Origin of the sequence: Crocinitomix catalasitica ATCC 23190 (genome assembly GCF_000621625.1) — a bacterium.
GTDB lineage: Bacteria > Bacteroidota > Bacteroidia > Flavobacteriales_D > Crocinitomicaceae > Crocinitomix > Crocinitomix catalasitica.
Genome location: NZ_JHXV01000006.1, coordinates 18,232 through 40,157 on the forward strand (window position 1 = coordinate 18,232; position 21,926 = coordinate 40,157).

23 protein-coding genes are annotated in these 21,926 nt (G+C 33.0%); 8 read left to right on the forward strand and 15 right to left on the reverse strand.

Features of this window, described 5'->3' with window-relative positions:
- The first annotated feature begins 109 nt into the window (after positions 1-109).
- From T367_RS21295 to T367_RS21305, 3 genes are all read left to right on the forward strand, one after another.
- Positions 110-424 carry a helix-turn-helix domain-containing protein gene (locus T367_RS21295; RefSeq protein ID WP_035842442.1) on the forward strand — a complete coding sequence of 105 codons (315 nt, stop codon included), beginning with the start codon at positions 110-112 and terminating at the stop codon, positions 422-424.
- A complete protein-coding gene (locus T367_RS21300) occupies positions 421-1,707 on the forward strand; it encodes a type II toxin-antitoxin system HipA family toxin (protein ID WP_084274302.1) in 1,287 nt (428 codons plus the stop codon). Before T367_RS21295 ends, T367_RS21300 begins: the two co-directional genes overlap by 4 nt.
- A gap of 223 nt (positions 1,708-1,930) precedes the next feature.
- On the forward strand, positions 1,931-2,710 hold the full coding sequence (locus tag T367_RS21305) for a DUF2490 domain-containing protein (RefSeq protein ID WP_051568336.1): 780 nt from the start codon (positions 1,931-1,933) through the stop codon (positions 2,708-2,710).
- 22 nt (positions 2,711-2,732) lie between these two features.
- On the opposite strand, the gene T367_RS0104005 is transcribed toward T367_RS21305, so the two are convergent.
- Complete coding sequence (locus T367_RS0104005) at positions 2,733-3,614, reverse strand: AraC family transcriptional regulator (RefSeq protein WP_027418691.1); 882 nt, start codon at positions 3,612-3,614, stop codon at positions 2,733-2,735.
- Between the two features lie 102 nt (positions 3,615-3,716).
- Here T367_RS0104005 and T367_RS0104010 point away from each other — a divergent pair, with 102 nt between their 5' ends.
- Entirely contained in the window at positions 3,717-4,103 is a 387-nt protein-coding gene (locus tag T367_RS0104010; protein WP_027418692.1) for a hypothetical protein, read from the forward strand.
- Positions 4,104-4,662: 559 nt separating this feature from the next.
- On the opposite strand, the gene T367_RS24830 is transcribed toward T367_RS0104010, so the two are convergent.
- From T367_RS24830 to lysS, 12 genes are all read right to left on the reverse strand, one after another.
- Positions 4,663-4,887, reverse strand: a complete 225-nt coding sequence (locus tag T367_RS24830) for a hypothetical protein (protein WP_157454119.1) — start codon at positions 4,885-4,887, stop codon at positions 4,663-4,665.
- A 143-nt stretch (positions 4,888-5,030) separates the two neighbouring features.
- Positions 5,031-5,423, reverse strand: a complete 393-nt coding sequence (locus T367_RS0104025; RefSeq protein ID WP_027418694.1) for a hypothetical protein — start codon at positions 5,421-5,423, stop codon at positions 5,031-5,033.
- A gap of 462 nt (positions 5,424-5,885) precedes the next feature.
- Entirely contained in the window at positions 5,886-6,107 is a 222-nt protein-coding gene (locus T367_RS0104030) for a hypothetical protein (protein ID WP_035842451.1), read from the reverse strand.
- A gap of 102 nt (positions 6,108-6,209) precedes the next feature.
- A complete protein-coding gene (locus T367_RS0104035; RefSeq protein WP_027418696.1) occupies positions 6,210-6,854 on the reverse strand; it encodes a hypothetical protein in 645 nt (214 codons plus the stop codon).
- Between the two features lie 470 nt (positions 6,855-7,324).
- Positions 7,325-7,966, reverse strand: coding sequence for an Nmad2 family putative nucleotide modification protein (locus T367_RS0104045; RefSeq protein ID WP_027418697.1), 642 nt, complete (start codon positions 7,964-7,966; stop codon positions 7,325-7,327).
- A complete protein-coding gene (locus T367_RS0104050) occupies positions 7,966-8,448 on the reverse strand; it encodes a TIR domain-containing protein (protein ID WP_027418698.1) in 483 nt (160 codons plus the stop codon). The genes T367_RS0104045 and T367_RS0104050 overlap by 1 nt, the downstream gene beginning before the upstream one ends.
- A gap of 10 nt (positions 8,449-8,458) precedes the next feature.
- A complete protein-coding gene (locus tag T367_RS0104055; RefSeq protein WP_027418699.1) occupies positions 8,459-9,445 on the reverse strand; it encodes a nucleotide kinase domain-containing protein in 987 nt (328 codons plus the stop codon).
- Positions 9,446-9,461: 16 nt separating this feature from the next.
- Complete coding sequence (locus T367_RS0104060) at positions 9,462-10,421, reverse strand: hypothetical protein (RefSeq protein WP_027418700.1); 960 nt, start codon at positions 10,419-10,421, stop codon at positions 9,462-9,464.
- Positions 10,414-11,619 (reverse strand): toll/interleukin-1 receptor domain-containing protein, encoded by a 1,206-nt coding sequence (locus tag T367_RS0104065; protein WP_027418701.1) that lies wholly within the window; start codon positions 11,617-11,619, stop codon positions 10,414-10,416. The genes T367_RS0104060 and T367_RS0104065 overlap by 8 nt, the downstream gene beginning before the upstream one ends.
- Complete coding sequence (locus T367_RS0104070; protein ID WP_027418702.1) at positions 11,616-12,173, reverse strand: toll/interleukin-1 receptor domain-containing protein; 558 nt, start codon at positions 12,171-12,173, stop codon at positions 11,616-11,618. Before T367_RS0104070 ends, T367_RS0104065 begins: the two co-directional genes overlap by 4 nt.
- 1 nt (position 12,174) lies before the next feature.
- Positions 12,175-13,059, reverse strand: coding sequence for a nucleoside triphosphate pyrophosphohydrolase family protein (locus T367_RS0104075; protein WP_027418703.1), 885 nt, complete (start codon positions 13,057-13,059; stop codon positions 12,175-12,177).
- A 535-nt stretch (positions 13,060-13,594) separates the two neighbouring features.
- Positions 13,595-15,310: a lysine--tRNA ligase gene (gene lysS, locus T367_RS0104080; protein WP_169736021.1), complete on the reverse strand. Its 1,716-nt coding sequence runs from the start codon at positions 15,308-15,310 to the stop codon at positions 13,595-13,597.
- A gap of 148 nt (positions 15,311-15,458) precedes the next feature.
- Between lysS and T367_RS0104085 the strand changes: the two genes are divergently transcribed.
- Positions 15,459-16,445: a bifunctional phosphoglucose/phosphomannose isomerase gene (locus T367_RS0104085; protein ID WP_027418705.1), complete on the forward strand. Its 987-nt coding sequence runs from the start codon at positions 15,459-15,461 to the stop codon at positions 16,443-16,445.
- 62 nt (positions 16,446-16,507) lie between these two features.
- On the opposite strand, the gene T367_RS0104090 is transcribed toward T367_RS0104085, so the two are convergent.
- The gene (locus T367_RS0104090) at positions 16,508-17,596 is read right to left on the reverse strand and encodes a cytochrome-c peroxidase (protein ID WP_027418706.1); all 1,089 of its coding nucleotides are present in this window, start codon (positions 17,594-17,596) and stop codon (positions 16,508-16,510) included.
- Between the two features lie 139 nt (positions 17,597-17,735).
- On the opposite strand from T367_RS0104090, the gene lipB reads away from it, so the two are divergent.
- Positions 17,736-18,437, forward strand: a complete 702-nt coding sequence (gene lipB / locus T367_RS0104095) for a lipoyl(octanoyl) transferase LipB (RefSeq protein WP_027418707.1) — start codon at positions 17,736-17,738, stop codon at positions 18,435-18,437.
- Between the two features lie 260 nt (positions 18,438-18,697).
- A complete protein-coding gene (locus T367_RS21310; RefSeq protein ID WP_051568337.1) occupies positions 18,698-19,918 on the forward strand; it encodes a serine hydrolase domain-containing protein in 1,221 nt (406 codons plus the stop codon).
- Here T367_RS21310 and T367_RS0104105 read toward each other — a convergent pair.
- Entirely contained in the window at positions 19,915-21,372 is a 1,458-nt protein-coding gene (locus tag T367_RS0104105) for a hypothetical protein (protein ID WP_027418708.1), read from the reverse strand. The genes T367_RS21310 and T367_RS0104105 overlap by 4 nt on opposite strands.
- Positions 21,373-21,469: 97 nt before the next feature.
- On the opposite strand from T367_RS0104105, the gene T367_RS0104110 reads away from it, so the two are divergent.
- Complete coding sequence (locus tag T367_RS0104110) at positions 21,470-21,880, forward strand: hypothetical protein (protein WP_027418709.1); 411 nt, start codon at positions 21,470-21,472, stop codon at positions 21,878-21,880.
- The last annotated feature ends 46 nt before the right edge of the window (positions 21,881-21,926 follow it).

Below are 21,926 nucleotides of genomic sequence, written 5' to 3' on the forward strand. Positions count from 1 at the left end.
ACTCATTTAATTTCTTAAAACTTACCTTAGGTATTTTAAGTTATGTATCACAAAAAGGACATTATAGGTCACAATTTGCTTTATTGACCTGTTTGTAGTACATTTGAATATGGAAAATAATTATTACGGTTATTCTGATAAAGAGTTAATACGAAAATGGGGCGAAAAGCTTAGTTCATTACGTGTAGATGCTGGATTATCACAAACTGAATTGGCTCAAAAAACTGGTATGAGCAGAAGTTCCATTGCAGGCATTGAAAAAGGGAGAAACTTCTCGATAGCTTCACTAATTTCTATTTCTCGATCACTTGAACTATTGGAGGAGTTTGAATTCTTCCTAAAAAAGGAAGCGTATGAATTAACTCCTATGGAAATTTATGAAAGAGAAAAAAAGAAGAAAAAAAGAGGAGGGTATAAAAAATGATCCTATTAGAAGTAATGATATGGGAAAATCTTGTAGGCGTTCTTATTTGGAATGAAACAAAGAAGACAAGCACTTTTGAATACGCAAATAGTTTTATTCGCAAGGAAATTCAATTGTCTCCCATAATAAACCCTACATCAAAGAAAATAATCTCTTCAGTTCAAAAGCTAGCGTACAGTAGTGAGGGCAGCTTATTATTTGACACGAATAAAGGACTTCCGCTCTTTATATCAGATTCATTACCTGATAAATTTGGTACTGAATTGTTCTCAAAATTTCTCGAGAAAGAAGGGAAAAACTATAGAGATCTTACTCCAATAGAAAAATTATCTTATATCGGTAATAGAGGAATGGGAGCACTTGAATTTAGACCGGCTAAACATGAACAAAATAGTACTAAAATATTAAACTTAAAAAAACTAAATGAACTATCAATATCACTGCTAAAAAACGAACCTATAGCCAATATTGATGATATGGCAAACCTTTTCCATATTGGAACATCTCCAGGAGGAGCTCAACCAAAAGTTTTAATTAATATTGATAATAAGACAGGTGACATTTATAGAGGTGACAACTTACCATCAAGGGACCAAGATAGTTGGATTTTAAAATTCAATAGAGATATAGGTTTAGACGCTGATAAAGAAAGAGGTAAAATTGAATATGCATATTACCTCATGGCAAGAGCATCTAAAATTATCATGATGGATTCAGCATTAAAGGAGTATGACAATGATTATTATTTTATGACCAAAAGGTTTGATCGTGTTGATGGACACAAACTTCATACTCAGACTTTACACGCATTTGCTGGTATGAATTTCAAATTGCCCAACACTTATTCGTATGAACAAATATTCACCATATTAAACAAAATGAAATTCGACTACTCAGCTAAAGAACAATTATTTAAAATAATGGTTTTTAATGTAATTGGTCGAAATGTAGATGACCATACTAAAAACTTTGGGTTTAATATGAAAGAAGATGGGGAATGGAATTTATCTCCAGCCTATGATTTAACATTCAGTTATAACGAAAACTTTAATAGAATCACGCCACATTTTCTCTCGATAAATGGTAAAAATAAAGACTTTAGTTTAAAAGACATTCTTCATGTAGCAGAAGAATATTCTATCAAAAACCCAAAAAAAATAATTAATGCAATAAATCAAAGTTTTCTTAATTGGAGCAAAATTGCTCAGGATTTAAATATTTCAAAGAAGACTACGGATTATATAGCCAGCAAATTAAAAACCATACCATATAAAGTAAAATAACTAGAGCAAATAAATAAGCTCATCCACTTCAACATACTCACTGCGGCAATATCTTCAACTCACTAAAATTGAACCGGTAAAATCTGTATTGGTCGAAGCGTTGCGCTCCATGACAACCTTGGTTTTAATTAAATAAAATCGACTTACAGAATACAGGTTTGATTTAACCCTCCTAAAACAATCCAGAATCGTGTAATTAATTTGTGGAAATCAAATTAGAATTATGCGTTTTATATTCCTCTCATTCCTACTTATTCCATTTTGCAATCTTCAAGGTCAAATTACACCACCTGGCATGGGCGAAACCAATACAGCGAGTTGGGTTGCCGTTGGAACATTACATCATTTAGATCAAAGCGAAAAAATTTCATTATTAAACTATCTCGGGTTGGGAAGTATAAGTGAAATGAGCAGCATGAATCCTTTTCATCGGGTCGCGATTTATGTTGTCAGCAATGAATTGAAATATAAATTCAACAAGAACTGGAATGCGGCTATTGGTATAAATTATGATTGGCAAAATATCGCAGCAAAGTCAGATGTCTATAGTTCTAATGGCTTAACGGGGAAACAAGAAATTCGAATTTTCACCAAACTCAGTTATGTGTACAATAAACAGGCAATTAAATATACGGTAACTGTACGTCCAGAATATCGATCATTTTACAATTCAGACTTCTCTAGTTATACCGAAGTAAATCAGTTTAGGCTAAGACTTAAAGGAGCAAGTTCTATTCCTTTGAATGCTCAAAAAACGCAAAAACTGATCGTTGGTGTCGAATTTCTAGGAGCGAGCAGTAAACATTTAAATTGGGAGGCATTTAATTATAAAGACTGTCGAATGAGCATCTATTATTCTTTAACTTTTCCTGAGGCAAATATCAAATTAGACATCGGATATATGAATGATTTATGTACGCAAGGAGATATTAAAGATGCCAGTTATTTAGGGGTTAATCTACTGTTTTTGGATTTATTTAAAAGGAATGAAAAGGCACAATGATATAATTGTGCTCAAATTTATATTAATCTTGGGTATAATTATCTGCAAAGGCTGTAGGAGAAACGCCAACATTGGTCTTAAAGAAACGCGTAAAATAAGAGGGGTCTTCATACCCCAACTCATAGGCAATCTCTTTTACATTAATTTGACCGTGGGTTAATAAGCGTTGTGCCTCCAAAATAATGCGATTGTTAATTAGTTCACTGCTACTTTTTCCTAAACTATTTTGAACGATTTTATTGAGGTGTTTGGTCGAAATATTCAACAGATTGGCATACTGACTCGGTTTTTTAAGGGTCAGATAATTAGCTTCGATTAAGACCTCTAATTCACGAACATAGTTCATAGATTTAGGCAGAACATGCACTTTATCCTTTTCTTGTTCAATGTACAACCTTGAAAGATCAATATAAATGGATTCGATTTGGTTGCTTAATGCGTTTAGCTTATGCCAAGCTTCACCTTTATATTCTTTATATAATTGTTCAAAACGGATTGTATAATTCTTAAGATCGCTTGCAGATAGGTTTATTTGCTGTGAATTATAATTCGAATAGTAGATGGGATAATTACTCAAAGTATTATTCGGAAAAAAACTTTTATAAAAACTTTCCGTATGAAAGAAGATATAACCTTCTATGTCTTTTGATAATTCCCAATAATGGGTTTGACCTGGACGTAAAATGAATAACGAACCTGGCTGTATATTATACGACTTAAAGTCAATTTCATGGATTCCTAAACCTTTAGTAAATAAAACAACGAGGTAAAAATCGTGTTTATGCGGTTTTGTGATAGATGCGTGATATGTTCTAATATGATCAGAAAAAATATTAGCGTATACATCTGCGTTATGCGTTGAATTATCAAATTGATCTATTCTTAATACCGGAAGTATTGCCATAACTACAAAGTTAGCATTATACGCCATTCGTCCTATAAATAGCGCTATATATTCTAATAAAACACAAGATTATAGTCATAAATTTGCTAAAAACTATTCAAGATGAGCAGGTTAATTTCATTAGTGAAGGGACAATGTCCAAATTGTGAAAACGGAGATGTTTTTAAGTCCAAATTAGGGTTTAGATACGGTAAAATGAATGACAGTTGTTCGAATTGTCACCATAAGTTCGATAAAGAACCTGGCTTCTTTTTAGGCGCAATGTATGCAAGCTATGCACTTGGAATTGCAGAGGCTGTTGGGGCATTTATTATTGCTCAATTCTTCTTTACCGAAGTGCTTAACTTTTGGATGATTCCAATTGTACTTGGAACGATAATCATGTTTAGCGGATTCAATTATAATTACTCTCGTGTTATTTGGATGTACATGTTTACGAAAAAAGGGACCTCAAAAAGTCAAACTACTCCTCAATATCTTGAGATTTAAGCCATAGTTTAAGCGCTTCTTCATCTTCAAAAGTAAGTGGAAAATCTTTTCCTTTTGGCATTTTCTTTCGAATGAAAACTTCTTTCGTACTTTATCTAATGGTGCAATTTACCAGCTAAAATAACACTCGTATGCATTTAAAAAATGCATGGATAATGTGTAATTACATAAAGGAAAGCTGGTTTTACTAAATTAATTGATACGTTAATAACGTTTATGGAGTGATCTAAAGTGCCTAACTAGAATGTAAGGGTGTAGATGCCATTCTTTTAAGATCCATAAGAAACGAATTGGAATTGGTTAAAAAGTGAGGAAGCTTCAATCTCTGATTGAAGATCACCGACCTTTTCCAATTACAAGAGTGGCGTTGGTGAGTAAAAGCGGGCTATTGGATGTAGGCCCTGCCAGGCAGCCTTTTTTGCTTACTTTTTTTGCTGTAAAAAAAGTGAGAAAAGGTTAATTTTTTTTAGATTTCCAGTGTATTATAGACTCACTTTTTAAGCGTATAATTTTTTAAAATTATCCATTAATGATGGCTTTTCTAGCTCAAAAAGTCAAACTACTCCCCAATATCTTGAGATTTAAGCCATAGTTTAAGCGCTTCTTCATCTTCAAAAGTAAGTGGAAAATCTTTTCCTTTTGGCATTTTCTTTCGAATGAAAACTTCTTTATGAATGGAAAATGCGAAAGTATTCATATTGGCCATTGTAAATAATAAGGAAGGTTTCTTTTTCTGATGGCAAGCATTACATTTTTGCTCGAGCACATTAAAAGCTTTGATCATTGTAGAATCTTTTATCGATTCCTTCTGGGGAGTATAATTACTTAAAAATGAGTTGTTAAAACTAAACAGGTAGTTAATTCCAAAGAAGCTTAAAATAACAGCAAATAATAATATTCTCGAGGTTCTTTTAAGCATAAGTTCAATTATTCGGTTAATTCAACTTTTTCAGAATCTAAAATTACGCAATCACATTTCGCTGTTTTCCCAGGTAATTTTACAATTTTAGAAAGCTCACCCTTAGGTTCTAAATCACGCATGAATTTGGTGTTTTTTTGTTTCAGAATTCCACCTTCATCGTCATACGCAGTAATTCGAACTTCAACATTTTTGTGCAAATCATCACCATTATTCATTACTGCAACGGTTAATGCCGATCCAATTAAAGAACTTTCTAAACTCGAACAGTCTACGTGCAGTTTAACTGTATTCACGGTATTGATTATAGATTCTGTATTGTGTCCTTTTTTGGTCATAAAAATATATAAACCAGCACCGATAAGTGCAACAGCCAAAATGCCAATAATTAAGTTTTTCATGTTTTAATTGTAAAGAATAGGTTCAAAAATACAATAAATTGAAAATTCTGATGAGTTAATTGATCGAAAGGTTTAATTTATCTGGTTTGAATATGTTATAAAAAACGTATATTTCTTCTTTCCTTTTAGGTCTTTCCAACAATGGCAAAGGAATTCATAAGGAAATGCTTAAATTACTTCTAAAACTGAATTATTTTGTCAATTTCGACTCAAAGTCTTGTCGATTATCATAGACTGCTACTATTTGGATAGTAGAGTGATTTGTTCTGTAGAAGATGGATACCTCTCTGCTTATAACGGCACGAAATAGATGCGGACGGAGTTTAGTTTTTGGGTATTATTCAGGAAATTTTATAACAACCTTGTGAAATTGATCTAATAAATATTTCTTAATATTCTCGTATTGTTTAACAGCCAAAGGCGACCAGATAATTTGAGAATATTTTGCTTTCACCAACAGTTTTATTTTAGAAAATCTTTAATCGCAATTCCCTCACCATTGTCAAGTTGTGCGATTCCCAAATCTATTTCATCTTTTTGTTGATCTGAAAGTTCATTCCAGAAATCGCTGTCAGATTTAGAAATCCTAAAAGAATTCATTAATTGAATGAATTTATCATCCTGTAGGTTTGAAATCCATTGGATGAGTTCTAGTTTTGCATTATTTAATTCTGAAGTCTTCATTGATATCAAAGATAAGGAAAAATGAAATGTAAAGCAACTGTACGAAACAGTCATTTATTTATAATGGGAACTCCATTTGAAAGTGGTTTGCTCAAATTAAATCTAAGGCGCAATATAATATTCAGTTAAACGACTTTCCATGTATGCACAATTATATCGAATTATACCAATTGATGCAGTTACTGATGAAATAATTCCAATTCCATTCGAAAAGGTACTATAAAAAACGAAAATAGAATCACAAGGGGTAAAAGGAGATAAATCAGTATTGGTATAATGCAATTCCCTTTTTATAACCTCAAAACTACCTGCAGGCACACTTACATTCGAAGGAATTCCATTCAAAACTCTATAAGTAGTTAACCCGGCTCCTGAAGATATATAAAGTGTGTCAATTTTACGAGCGGAACTGTAGATTATATATCCAAGACGATCAATAATATAATGCAAAGAATCCCTTTTATAGCTTTCAAAATCTCTACCAAAAGAGGTTCCTTTTTGATGGGTATAAACCACCCCATTAATAATCGTATCGCCAACCACATAAACACAGTCTTTCTCTTCACGCAGCGTTGCAACACCCGAGCTGTCAATGTCATACCAATCATATTTCCACCAACTTCCAGGAGAAGTTACTTGCACCAAAGGTTGTGGGTCGATATTAATAATTTCTTCAATTTTGGGATCTTTTCGGCACGAAAAAGCGACAAGAATTAACAATCCAATTAATAGATGCTTCGCGTTCATAGGTTAGGAGATATTAACCATAAACGAAATTCGCATTAGAATATTGTAATAGAGTAGTTTATAGTTTAATACCTATCGTATACTTAATCTCACTTATTTTTACATTCCTATCCAACAACCTCAACAGTCAAAGCATAATCAGTTTTTGTAACCTTGGTTAAACCATGTTTACCTAAACCTTTAATTCCTTTTGCAGAATAAATGTAACAGAATAATATTGCAATCAAAGACAGAACAAACAGTTTGACCTCTTTTAACACTCATTTGTGCTTATATTAAAGTTATAAAAACTGTGATTCCTTGTTTCACTTTTATACCCAATCGTAAATAAGATATGAGTATTTACACCAATTTTATAATCAGCTGACCGCGCGTAAAATAGTGTGTTTAGTGCCACTTGTATAAGATCTGAAACAGGTGAAAAGAATATTTAAATTTTGAAATCAAAAGCGACTTACACTTCAAATTGATTATTCAATAATAATTTCAGTTTGTTGATACTCCCGCCAATTTATTGGATCACCGTTAACCCCTTTGTTAAATTTGTGTTCGAGCCATTGGGTAAACTTTAAAATTTCCTTTTCATCGGTTATCTTTTTTTCACCAACACCTGGTTTAATAAAATTAGAAAATTCCTCAGGAATCGTTGGAGCTGAATCACCAAAATAAAAGAACTCTTCCGAAACTATAGCATATTTTCCACTTACATCTGTATCCAAGTGACCTTCATTTCTTTGACCATGATCAAGTGAATGTGCTGAATTCACTTGACCCCAGTTGTTGTTTGAATTCTTATAGTAAATATTATCACCGTACATTGTTACCAAACTACCGTTGACTACAGGTTTTTTATATTGAAACCTTGGATCATTCCAATAGTCCTCCATCGGAATTTTTTCGGATACTTTCATAGCATATATTAATCTATTTAAGCACTTAAAACCCGTAATATCTTCTATATTTTTAGAACCTGTTCCTATAATCCAATCTCCAATTTCAAGATTTCTACTTTTACGAATTTTTGGTTTACAAACGGTTAATGTACAGTATTTACCAAATGGATTTGGGGCTAAGCCAAAATCATGATGTACTACGTAACTATAAATTTTCATCAGCAAGATATTCTTTTAATGTTATACAATGGAGAAGCTACTCCTCCTGATTCATTTTCAAAATCGGAATTATTTCCATTGACTATGTCTCCCAATTTATCAATCGAGTTCCACCCTAATAATGCTGATCCGTACCTTTTAAAAGTTGTTGGAAGCTCCACATTGTCCTTATTACCATGCGTGTATACGCCTACAATTCTTTTCCCATCGGCATACGCTTTTCGAATCTCATAATTAACCCACTTTCTTTTATGTGTTTCGGGACCAATTAAACAAATAACGGTACTTGATTGCATTATCCGCATGTTTAATAGCCTTTTTACAACGGCATCTGAAGGTTTACGACCATCTTTATGCTTAGTACTATCAATAGAAAAGTTTCTAACATTAAACCCACCACCTTTTAATCTTTCTTTCAATGATTGGACATGATGATCATCTTTGCCATAATGGCTTATAAATATATTACTGGTATCTGCCATATGCTAATAATTAGATTTCCAAATTCCATTTGTTAGGGAAACAATACTGAATTTCCTTACTTTTTGGTTTATACTTTTGCTTTATTCTTTTACGTCCATTTAATCCAGAAAATTCAGGGTGTGCAACTCTTGAATATTTTGCAACTTCACAAAAAATATTTTGGCAATCAATTAGGCGTAATTTTCTTTTATTTAAATAGCTGAAATTTAAGTCTAACCTCTGAAAATGATATTCTTGCGTATTGGTAACGTACCTAATTATATCTTCGTAACTCTTATTTCCAATATCACTAAAACACTTTTGAATGCCTTCGATTGCTCCAGGGCCGGCTTTCACAAATTCCATTTCACTATAATTTGTGATTTCGCTATAATTAATATCTGTTATAAGTTGATAAGCTAGAAAAGTTCCTATTGAAGGATAGCATAACATAAGTTCATATCCCTCTTTCATGTCTTTACTTCTCATCAATTTTTCAGCTAATCCGTCCTCAATCATTTCTTCTATCATTAATAAATGATTTTGGTGTTTTCTCCTTTGTCCATATCTAGACTTTGCTGAAGCCATGATGTATGCGGCAGAATATATGGATACCTTGTTATCTAATAAGCTTGTCAGAACATTGTCATACCTGTCAAAATCGAAGGAGTCATAACTGATTCCATCTAATTCATGTTCCAGATAATCCCAAGTTTCTATTTTATTAAAAATCTTGAATAGAAGTATTCTGAAAAGGATATTTCTAGGGTCATTATCGTGCCTGTAAATCACATCAGATATTAAATACTGACTTACACGATCTAGTACCCTATAGACATTAGTAAATTTGTATTCTTGGAGAATGACATCATTTGTCAATAAAGATTCTTTATGAATTTTATTATAGAATATATTTTGACGTTCAACAGCGAATTTCCAATAGGTGTCGAATACAATTGTTGGCTTTAGCCCAAATGCATGGGCATCATTATTTTTAATACTATTTCTTTTCTCCATTAAAAGCATAAATGTTCTAACTACTAAATTTTTGTGTTAATCCGAGAAGGATCAAATAAATAATTTCACTTATATGAGGAGTAGTTGCTAATCGTTTATTTTGAGATAATGTTAGACCATTGAGAAGGGATATTCCCTCCCAACCAAGTTTATTTATTACTTCCTTGATCTCAGAATAATTCACAGGTTTTTCGGAATAATTTTGATTGAATAATGTTATTAACTTTTGATATTCTTCGTTATCTGCCATATAATCTTGATCAAATATAGAAGTGTCTTTATCTTCCAATAATGCAACAATTTGCTTTGTCACTCCACCAAAAGCACCAATTAAAAAAATTGGTTGTTCCTTATTTAGAGCAATAACAAACTCTTCCAAAACACCCGGATATTTCCCTTTGAATCCAGAAGTTTTTCCTCCAAGAAACACTCTAGCATCACAAGAATGATTCATTTTCTCTCTCATCTCAGTTAAGCAACGTGCCCATAAGTATTGATTTTCTCCTTTTGATGGAGGTAGAAATTCATTCAGATCTTTTATTTCAATATCAGATGGTGGATCAACAGGGATAAAAGTTACCTTAGTAATTAATTCTGCACGTTGTTCTTTTGTCAAATTAAGACTCAAAGGCCAAGCTAAATAACTGTAAAATCTTTCTTCGTTTGAATCTGGAACATTATAGTAATTTAATAGATCAAAGAATAACTCAGTAAACCCTCCATTCCTTAGATCTCCTCCATATGCTAATGCACCACCCAATGATAAAGTATACTTTGCAGTTTCAATCATTGCATCTCGAAGATGATTTATGTCAAATCCTAATTCTTCTAAGTCCTCACATTCCGAAATTGACACCCCTATGCGTTTATCTTTAAGGAGAAAACGTCTCTCAAAACGATCATTACTTGTAAGTACAATGTCATTTACTGAACCACTATCGTCCGATTGATTTGTGATGTTAATATGATCAGTCATCTTTTTTTAAAATTAAGGATGGAATTGTTGTTGGAGTTACAAAATGATAAGTGTTATCCATTTTTAATAAAAGTTCTGTTTCTTCAGTTCCCAATGGAGGGTCGGGATATACAATTAGTTTGAACGCCGAATCATTATTATCTTCGAATTTTCTGTCTTTTAATTGCAAAAAACTATAAAGTTCTGGGGTAGTTGAAAGAATAGAATCAGCTCTTAAGCCATAAAGCGTAGTTATTTCGTCTAATAGCATCCTCGTGTATTTATTGTAGAGTACTTGTTCAAGTGTTAAACATATAATATCTTCGTAATTATCTTTTAATCGAATTGACGGATAATTACCCATATAAGGGAAGGTTCTTTTCTCTCCATTTTGAATTGCATTAACAATTACAACTGGACAACCATGTTTTTTTGCTGTTAACACTTCAATTCTACACCACTCTCGTTCGGCATAACTATCAGACTGAAAAGCAACTAGGGCAGAATTTTCAATAGCTCTTTTAATCTCATCTCCGAAATTTGAACCAAATGAAATATCATTTGCGTCAAAAAAAGTTTTCAATTGTGTTTCAGAATTTATAAAATCCTTAAACTTATTAGCTTCATACTTAGAGTCATCGTGTTTGGAGTGGCTAATAAACAGCTTTATCGGAGGTGGTAAATGTTCAAAGGATTCTTGCTCATCAACTGCCTTCTTCATGTTGAGCATTAATCGACATAACTCATGCGTTATATTGAGCCTTATATAGCGAAATAAATTGTTTTCATTATGTGTTAGGAATTCCCTTTTCTCTTCGATTTTATCCGCCCTTAAAAAGTTTAATTGCCCAAGGAGCTTTGAAAAACCATAAGCATTTTTTGAAATTGCTACGGGATATACTTTTGTCTTCCCTCTGTTTGCTAGGGAATCAGAAAGAATGTCTTCTATATAACTTTTGTAGTTCTTGTCAGTTACAAAATCATCATCAATTAAAGGAATAATCGCATTAAATATGGATTCGTTGTAATTTATTTTCTTGGGAAAATCTTGATCTTTATAATTAACCTTTCTGAAATACACAGGTATTCCAATTGCACGGTTTAAAGGTTTTTCAGAATCACGACAAAAAACAGAGTACAAATAGTCAGCAATTTTCTGCCCATCTTTGAAACTAGGATGCCAAATAATGTAAATTGCTAGTGGACTTTTAAAATTCATGCGTTTACTAAGTATTTTTGGAGTGGGTTTGAAAAAGAACTAAAAGTTTTCACAGTATGCCCTTTTTGAATCATAGACTCATAAAGTTTATACTGAGACCGAACAATTGCTAAGAAAGAAATCAGGGACTGAAAACCATGTAGCAAGTCCTTTGTTTTCAAATAATCAGGTAAGCTTGATTCTGGGAGATTCCGATGTTTTAGAATTTTCATTTTTGTTCCCATATGATCGTAAGCATATCCAATTTCAAAAGGAACCCATGGAGATTCATACGTTGTTGGTGAAACAATTACAAGCATAAAATTGGATTTATTTAGCCCTTCTTTTATAGAATTTGTAACCTTTGCAGGCGAACTGCTCTTTTTTGGGTTTATATCTTCTAAATCAAAAAACACATCGATTTGATGCTCTTTGATATAATCCGCTACCGCTGAAGCAAAATCCTCATCTTTTCTTTGATAACTTATGAAAATGCATGGTACATCTTTTTCCTTTTCTTCAGAAATCAATCTAAAAATTCTATCAATACGATCAGCTCTATTTTTCCCTTCCATGTTAATTTTTCCCTAAATAAATTAGTTTTCTATTTTTTATACTAACCAACACCCTTCCGCCGTTATTTTTACGTAGCTCGTCAAATACTTGATAAGAGTTAATTATCGTTGTTTCCCATTGTTTTTGCGTACAACTACTAACTTCGATTCCACTAACAAGTTTTTGAATTGTTTTAAGGATTTCAGAATCGACACTACTACTATATTTGAATAATTGATGATCCATACTATGATTATAAATATATAGACTAACTAATTCTTCTGTAATCGTAGCTCTTGCACCATCTTCCACTTCATCAATATTGTCGTCACTTTTTCTTTTTAAACCCATTAATTCTCTCACTACAGGAGACCATCCAAGATAAGCTACATATCCAAAATGAAAAATATCATGAAATCTATACCCATCATCTTGATGAGAATTATCTGTAATATCATCGCCTAATTGATTTCCAGTAAGCTTCTCAATTATTCTGACCTTTTCTTTACCTTCATGGTTTATAACTTTAAACATAACCTCAAACTCTCTGGGAAATTTTTCTTCCTTTGGGTAGGTTTCATCATAGGTAATAAAGTTATTCGATGATGAATTTTCAAAACGATCAGTAATTTTATTAAGATTTTTTTTTGCAATATCTTCAAGACTCAAGTCGTATTGAGTCGCTATTGTTGAAATATACCAAAGAACATCACCTAGTTCTTCTTTCAGTTTGTTGTTATAATTAGTATAAGATTCACCGTCTCTCAAACTTTTCTTTAGTTCCGATATTACAGACCCAGCTTCACCAATCAATCCTAAGAAAGGTATCAATGCACTTGCCTCTTTTGCCTTTGCATACTCCTGAATTGTTTTACTTGCTTTATTTTGGTATTCTTTAAATTCCATTTTCAATATGTTTTAACCTAGTTTCTTCCTAAAATTCTCTGGTTATTCAAAAATCTCTTTTTAAACTTCATCTCTATCCACAGGTGGATAGTCGTTTTCTACAAGTAATATGATCAAAACAACTTTTGCGATGAAACTTTTTCATTTCAAATACTTTTTTATTTGTGTTATGGAATTGTTTTATCAATGAGTTGTAATATAGTAAATTGTATTTGGAAAACAATCTAAATATAGGTCTATTTAAACCTGTATTTTTGATTATTTTATTCGTTTTGGTAACGATATCTATATCACCGTCTAAATCATAATCAAGAGAATTGGGCAGATCAATTGATGATCGATGCAAGCTTGAAGAATGTCCAAATATATTATACGGCGTAATACATTGGGAAAAACCAATACTGTAATAGTATAGGAATAGAAAAACAGAAAAGAGTTTACATTTCATTTGGCATAAGTTAGGGGTACAAGATAAGTAAAAATCTAATTTTAAATGAATTAGAGTCAAATGTTCACCCCCAAGTAATTTTATAACTTACCCAACAACCTCTACAGTTAAAGCATCATCAGTCTTCGTAACCTTGGTTAAACCATGTTTACCTAAACCTTTAATACCTTTGTCCCATTGTTTGTTAGAAAGGCCTGCAGCATCCTTTAAAGCGTTTAATTCCATTGATCCTGATTTAGAAAGAATATCAAAAATTACTTTTTCGTTTTCATTCAATTCAGGTCCTTTAGCTTGCTCAAATTTCTCCGGTCTCATTTGAGGGAAGAACAATACTTCTTGAATAGATTGATTGTTCGTTAAATACATTACCAATCTATCAATTCCAATTCCCAAACCAGATGTTGGGGGCATTCCATATTCTAGCGCTCTTAAGAAGTCTTGGTCAATAAATTCACCAGCTTCATCATCTCCTTTAGCAGCTAATTTTATTTGCTCTTCAAATCTTTCTCTTTGATCGATTGGATCATTTAATTCTGAATATGCATTGGCTATTTCTTTACCACAAACCATTAATTCGAATCGTTCTGTCAATTCAGGATCTTCTCGGTGAACTTTACATAAAGGCGACATCTCTTTCGGATAATCAGTGATGAAAGTCGGTTGGATATAATTCCCTTCACATTTCTCACCAAAAATTTCATCGATTAACTTTCCTTTACCCATCGTTTCATCAACAGGAATATTATTCGAACGACACCAATCAAATAGTTCTTTTTCAGTTTTATCTTTAATATCAAAGCCAGTAAAATCAATAATTGACTGACGCATGGTAACGCGTTTGTATGGCGCTTTAAAGTTTACTGTATGTTCACCAAATGTAGTTTCAGACGTTCCGTTTACTGCGACTGCACAATGTTCTAGCAATTGCTCAGTAAAGTCCATCATCCAATTGTAATCTTTGTAAGACACATAGATTTCCATTGCTGTAAACTCAGGATTATGTGTTCTGTCCATTCCTTCATTTCTGAAGTTTTTAGAGAACTCATAAACACCGTCGAATCCACCAACGATCAATCTTTTTAAATACAATTCATTCGCAATTCGTAAATACAAAGGAATATCTAATGAATTGTGATGTGTAATAAAAGGTTTTGCTGCTGCACCACCTGCGATAGGTTGTAAAACAGGTGTTTCAACTTCAAAATATTCGCGATCGTTAAAAAACTGACGCATTGCTGTCATTAACTTGGTACGTTTAATGAATACTTCTTTAACATGAGGATTAACAACCAAATCAACATAACGTTGTCTATATCTTAATTCGGGACTTGTAAAAGCGTCATGAACAACACCCGCATCATCCGTTCGAGGTTGAGGTAAAGGTTTTAAAGCTTTACTTAAAACTGTAAATTTTAAGACTCGAACAGAAATTTCCTGAACTTGGGTTAAAAACAATTCCCCTTCAATTCCAATAAAATCACCTAAGTCTAAATACTTTTTATAGACATCATTGTACATTGTTTTATCTTCATCTGGACAAATCACATCTCGATTGAAGTAAACTTGAATTCTACCGGCTGAATCTTGTAATTCGGCAAAAGATGCTTTTCCTTGCATTCTTCTCGCCATCAATCGTCCTGCTATTACAACCTTCTTTCCTTCAACAAAATTTTTCTTTATATCAGTTGACAGCTGATCTACTGGAAAAAGCGCCGCGGGGAAGGGGTCTATACCTAATTCCCTTAGCTTTGATAAAGATTCTCTACGTTGAATTTCTTGTTCGGACAATTGAATTGCACTCATATTTTTATAATTTAGGTCAACAAAGATAAGCCTTAAATAACAGGCAAAATGTATTTGCAACTAAAATTTAACGAAATAATTAGAACAATTAAACAATTTTCACGTTCAAAACAACTAAGTTTGGACGTTTTTAAAATCAATCAGTTGAATGAAGAGTATTATTGCAAGTTTACCAAAGCAAGTTGAAGAAGCAATTCAAATAGGGGAATCGACCGCTTTTAAAGGAAGTGATCGTAAAATCGAGTCGATATTGATTTGTGGTCTAGGAGGTTCAGGCATTGGAGGAAAGATTATTCAGCAATTATTTGTTGATGAAATTAAAGTACCTTTTGCTACAATTAACGATTATGACATTCCTGCCTGGGTAAATGCAAATACTTTAGTGATTGCTTCGTCGTATTCTGGAAATACGGAAGAGACATTATCAGCCATTAAAGAAGCCAATGAAATAGGCGCTATAATTTCTGTTATTACATCAGGTGGTGAGTTGTTGGAAATGGCGAAAGCGAATAACTGGAATCATTATGTGGTTCCCGGGGGACAACAACCTCGAGCTATGTTAGCTTATTCGTTAGTTCAACAAGTTTATATTTTAAAAAATTACGGGTTAATAGCCGAAGGACATTTAGCTGAATTGAAAGGTGTACCTGCTTTGTTAAACAATAATACAGAGGACGTTCAAGAAAAGGCAATGGCTACTGCTAAGTCTTTTATTGATAAACATCCAATTATCTATGCCGGTTCACATTTCGAAGGAATTGCGACCCGTTTCAGACAACAAATTAACGAGAATGGCAAGATGTTATGTTGGCATCACATTCTACCAGAAATGACCCACAACGAATTGGTTGGATGGGCTGGAGGTTCGAATGATTATGTTCCAATTTTCTTCAAAACTGACTTCGATCATAAAAGAACAGGTTACCGTTGGGAAATTTGTAAAGAGGTAATCGGAAAATATACAGATACCATTTTGGAATTCACTGCGAAAGGAGACAATAAAATTGCTCAAAACTTTTACCTGATTCATTTTGGGGATTGGGTGTCTTGGTTCATTTCTGAAATAAAAGATATTGATGCAGAAGAGGTAGAGGTAATCAAATACCTTAAAGGAGAAATGGGTAAGAAAGCCTAAATTCTAATTCGACTTATTTCTTTTTCATACAAAAGTGCGGTAAAGAAAACTGTTTTTGGGTGTTAGTTGGGATCTTGAAAAGCTGGATTTTCAACAAACGAACTGTCAGAAAGCGAAATCAAAAACATTTTAAGAAAGTATTTTTCTTCAAGGGATAATTGTACCCCACCTTCTCGAACACTTTTCATTAATGGATCAATAGTTTCAGAGTATTCTAATCCTTCACTATAATGATTAATCACATCCTCTAAAGTTTCAAATCTCCCATCATGCATATAAGGAGCAGTAAAAACTAAGTTCCTTAATGTCGGCGTTTTGAATTTTCCATTGTCATAAGGATTTCCCGTAATTGCTCCTAAACCTAAATCAGTTATTACTGCATCTAATCCGTTATTATGGAATAAATTATCCGTCCATAAAGGATTAAAAGGGTCGCCATGGCAATGAAAACAATCACCTTTTTCTTCGTCCATAAAAAGTGCAAATCCTTGGTATGCTGCCAATTCATCTGCCTCATTCCAACCGCTACTGCCAATTCTATAATCAGCATTCATGTATTTATCCATCGGCGAATCTCCCGAAATCAATGTCCTTTCAAACTGAGAAAGCGCTTTAGAAATAAGAACAGAATCAATCTCTTCTGTTCCAAAAGCTTTATTAAACATGGTTTTGTATTTTTCATCCGAAGACAATTTTTCAACCACATTTGGCCAAGTTGTATGTAACTCTACAGGGTCTGTTACGGGAGCAAAAGCTTGTAATTCTAAGGAAGCTGATCGTCCATCCCAAAACAGTGAATTCATCCAACCTAAATTAATTAAAGGCATGGAATTTCTTTTGCCAGATAGGCCATCAATACCAATACTCAAGTCAACTACATCACTAAATGATTTTGAAGGGTCGTGACATGACGCACAAGCCATTGAATTATCAGCTGATAAGCGTTCTTCATAAAATAAATGACGTCCCAATTCAACACCTTCAACTGTTAAAGGATTATTAACGGGAGATTTTACGTCAGGGATGTATTTACTAATACGAGCAGGATAATTAAGCGTATATAGAGTAGCATTTGATACGGGAATATTCGGATCCTTACGACAACTTGCAAAGCTGACAGCGATAAGAATTAAAGGAAGAATATTTTTCATGTTATCTTATTAACGTAAGATCGCCACCTTTAGTGAATATTGGTGTAAATTTAATGATAAAGGGTGATCTATCAAAAGGAAAAACCAAAGGAAATTGGAAATACGGTTTCAATAATTAGCCGTAAATTTGTACCGTAAAATGGAAAGAAAGGTAAATTATATTGAAAAAAACTTGATCGACTATAAAGAAGGTTGGGATTTTCAAGAAGTATTATTCAAAGAAACAATCGATTTAAAAATTGCAAATCGCGATGGTAAATCAGATACGATACCAAAGAATCACTTGATTTTTTGTGAGCATCCCCATGTTTATACATTGGGGAAAAGTGGAGCAGAGACCAATTTATTAATCAACGAAGAAACGTTGCGGCAGAAAAATGCACAATTCTACAAGATTAATAGAGGTGGAGATATTACATATCACGGTCCAGGTCAATTGGTCATGTATCCAATTTTTGATTTAGATCAATTCTTTACTGATATCCATAAATACATGCGGTTTTTAGAGGAGGCTGTGATTTTAACCTTGGCTGAATTTGGAATAAAGGGAGGAAGAGTAGATGGCTTAACGGGTGTTTGGATTGATGGTGGGACGCCGGATGAGCGTAAAATATGCGCCATGGGTGTAAAAAGTTCGCGTTGGGTAACCATGCACGGAATAGCGCTGAATATCAATACGGACATGTCTTATTTTAACCATATGGTTCCTTGTGGCATCGTTGACAAAGCGGTCACTTCAATGCAACAAGAATTAGGCAAAGAGGTCGACTTAAAAGCAGTGCAAGAAGCACTCAAAATCAATATGGCCAATATCTTTGATTTTGACTATATTAGTCTATAAACCTGAGTTCGACTATAACAAATTTCCACAGAAGCCTTGAAAACAGTAAGATTTTGATTAAAAAACGTAAAACTAACGGGTTAATTTAAGGCTTTTTTGGTCAAAAGGCTGCTGTTTTCATGGTTTTTCGAAGAATTGATTTCAATTTTCTTATATTGCGTTATGATTTTTCGTAGTAAATACTTCTTCAAAACCATGTCTTATCTAAGTAAGTTGAAATCAACTGTGTGCGTTTGCTATAATCAAACTCAGGTTTTATAATGAAAAGGCTCAAAAAATCGTTAAAATGGATCGGCATTGTTATGCTGGCATTGATCATCATTGGAAATTTAATTATCATTGTTTCTGGTCGTTATTATATTTATAAAGGGATAGCGAATACATATATGAAAGGACATATTCGTCCAACCATATACGACAAGGATGTATTTACGAATAGAATTGTTGAGAATGGAGCCAGCCAAGCTTGGATTGATTCTCCAGATTTAGGTTCGTTTATCTTTTCAGAGAAACAAAAAACAAGGGTAGAATTATTAAAACCTGCATCTTTTTTAGTGGCTTGGGGTGATACAATTATTTATGAGCAATATTGGGGAGAACATGATGTCAATCGGTTGGGGAATTCTTTTTCAATGGCAAAATCAATCGTTTCACTATTAGTTGGAGTGGCGCATGACGAAGGATTGATCAAGTCTTTAGACGAACCTGTTGCGAATTATTTACCTGAATTTAATGATGAGAAGAAGGATATAACCATTCGACAAATATTAAATATGTCCTCAGGTTTATCGTGGAGTGAAAGCTATGTCAGTCCGATGTGTGATGTGGCCGAATTATATTACGATACGGACGATAGGGATTTAGCTTTGAATAGAAGAACAATAGAGGAGGAGTCGGGAAAAACATTTCGTTATAAAAGTGGAGATACACAAGTATTAATGTACATTCTTAAAGCGGCAATTGGTAGATCTGTATCTGAATATGCTTCAGAAAAATTATGGATTCCGATGGGTGCTGAAAGTGAAGCATTATGGAGTTTAGCTGGAGACGAGGAAAGCAATGAAAAAGCATTCTGTTGTTTTTATGCTACTTCTAGAGACTTTTTGAGGTTGGGTAAATTAATTAATCACAATGGGAATTGGAATGGCAAACAGTTGGTAAGTGAGGCATATATTAGCGAATTTTCTAGTTTAGCACCGCTTAAAAAGCCAGATGGGAAACCGAATAACCTTTATGGTTTTCAATATTGGATCTATAATGGATTACCATATAAGGTTTCATATTTCAGAGGAATGTCTGGACAATATATCATCTCAATTCCTGAAAAAGATTTAGTTATCGTTCGAACAGGTTCGGGAGTGGAAGCGAATTGGGTGAATACACCAGAGATACAAGATGATGCAATGGAAGGGCATCGAACTGAAGTCCCTGCATACATATCAATAGGCTTAACAATAATGGCGCAAGCAGGAGGGAGCTAAGCTCTTTTACCACTTAATACAAGGCAAACTCCATCGTCATATTCGACCTTTAAATGCGGATCTGACTTTAATTCTTGGTAAGTTGGGTAATTAATTAACACACCATTACTTATCCAAATTATATAAGCTGTTTCATTCTTAATCAAAGTGTCAATGAGTTTTTCATATTGTTGGTTAAAAGCAGGATTTTCAACCAAAGACGTTACATTAAACTTTTCGGGTAATATTTTAGGTTGAATTTCAAAGTCTGTAAAATATAAAACGGCAGATTTATCATTCACATATACAGTATTTGATGATAAAGTTTTGAGATAATTGGGAAAAGCATAAGTATCCCAAAATTTGGCAGAATAACCAAATCCATTTTTACGTAAATCTAAACTTGGTAGTATATTCAAACAAACGGACGCAATCAAAATAAATACAAATGAAACATTCATTATTCTTTTATTCTTAAAGGATAAATATTCTCTTTTGAATACGTAAAGAAAAAGGACTAAGAGGTTAATGAAAAGAGGAATTAATGTTCTAGATTCGATTGGGGTACTGATGTCAATAAATGTAATTGATAGCGTTAAGAAAAGGATATAGCCGTAAAAATGCAGGATTAAAAATAGTTCAATAATTGAGAGTTGAACTTGTTTAGTTTTAAAACGAATTAAATGGAATAGGGGTAAAAGAAGTAAAAAGGAACCAATAAGAATTGGTATAATTTCTGAGAATTGTCTGGGAAATATGAATCCACCAAGAGCTGAAGGGAATTGTTGTAGTGTTAATAAAGTAGGAGGGTGAAAAACCATTGGCCGAGCAGTTTCTCCAAGGAATAAAAAACCTATTCCTAGCCAGGTTGAAAAGCTTAAAATGGTTACAATTATTACTGCTAAAGAAGATTTATATTCTTTCCGAATGAATAAAGTAAGGCATAAGGATCCGCCGATAACAATACCCACTAACCTTGTAAAGCACAATAATGCAATAACAATACAAATTGTCGATAAGACTTTTCTACTAAAAGGTTTTGTAAGGTTAAAAAGGAGCATTAAAAAAAGGAGCCCATAAAGACTTTCTGTCCAGACATTATAATAACAAAGTATCACGGAAATTGATGTAAAGAAAAGGAGGTTGAGAACGGAAGAATTATTGGCAATGATAATTTTGGAGTAATAATAAAGGCTTAAAGCAAATAGGCAGATTTGTAGGAACAATCCCAACCAAACATATTGGTTAAAGATTGTAGCCAATAAAGTATAAGCTGGAAATGTATCGCCAGCAAATACGAGGTTTTCAGGTCCGGATCGCACATAGTGAAGGTTTGAAAAGAAATTATTGCCCGTTTGTAAAAAGGTAATAGAGTCGAAAGTGATTCCAGGGCCATTAGGAATAATAATAAAAGCAAAATAAATCAGTATTAGGAGTATCAAAGACTTGACCAAATTCGATTTATTAAGACTCATGCAAATTGTTTAATGCGATTCTTTGCTAATTAAGATTCCAAAATACATGAATTAGTAGATCTTTACAAAGTGATTTTATTTATTTTTGCTAAATACCATGAAGAAAGACATTGAAATTCCAAAAGTTGATAAAGTATCAGTTGCGGTCGTTAAGGAATTAAATGAAGAGAAAACGCATGAAATATACAATGTATATTTATTAAATTTTCGCGACTCAATGTTGAAGAATGTATTGATTTCATCAAAAGGATACGGTGAGAATAAAACAACGGGTGAAAAAATCAATACTTCTGTTTTAAGGCATTTTATTGGTGATGTTGAAGGAAATTCATACGCAAAAATTGAACCAATTGTGGAAGATGTTTTTGGTGTAAATAATGAGTATTGGGTAAGTTTTTATAGTGGGAATCAAATGTATGACAAGAAGTACATCTTTTTGGCCGAGTCTATTCTTGATGAAAACATGATTAATATCCCTATCCTCAATCAAAAAGGAGTGATGATTTAATTTGAAACCGTTTTCAATTTTACAAGAAAAGGATCAGATCTAAAAG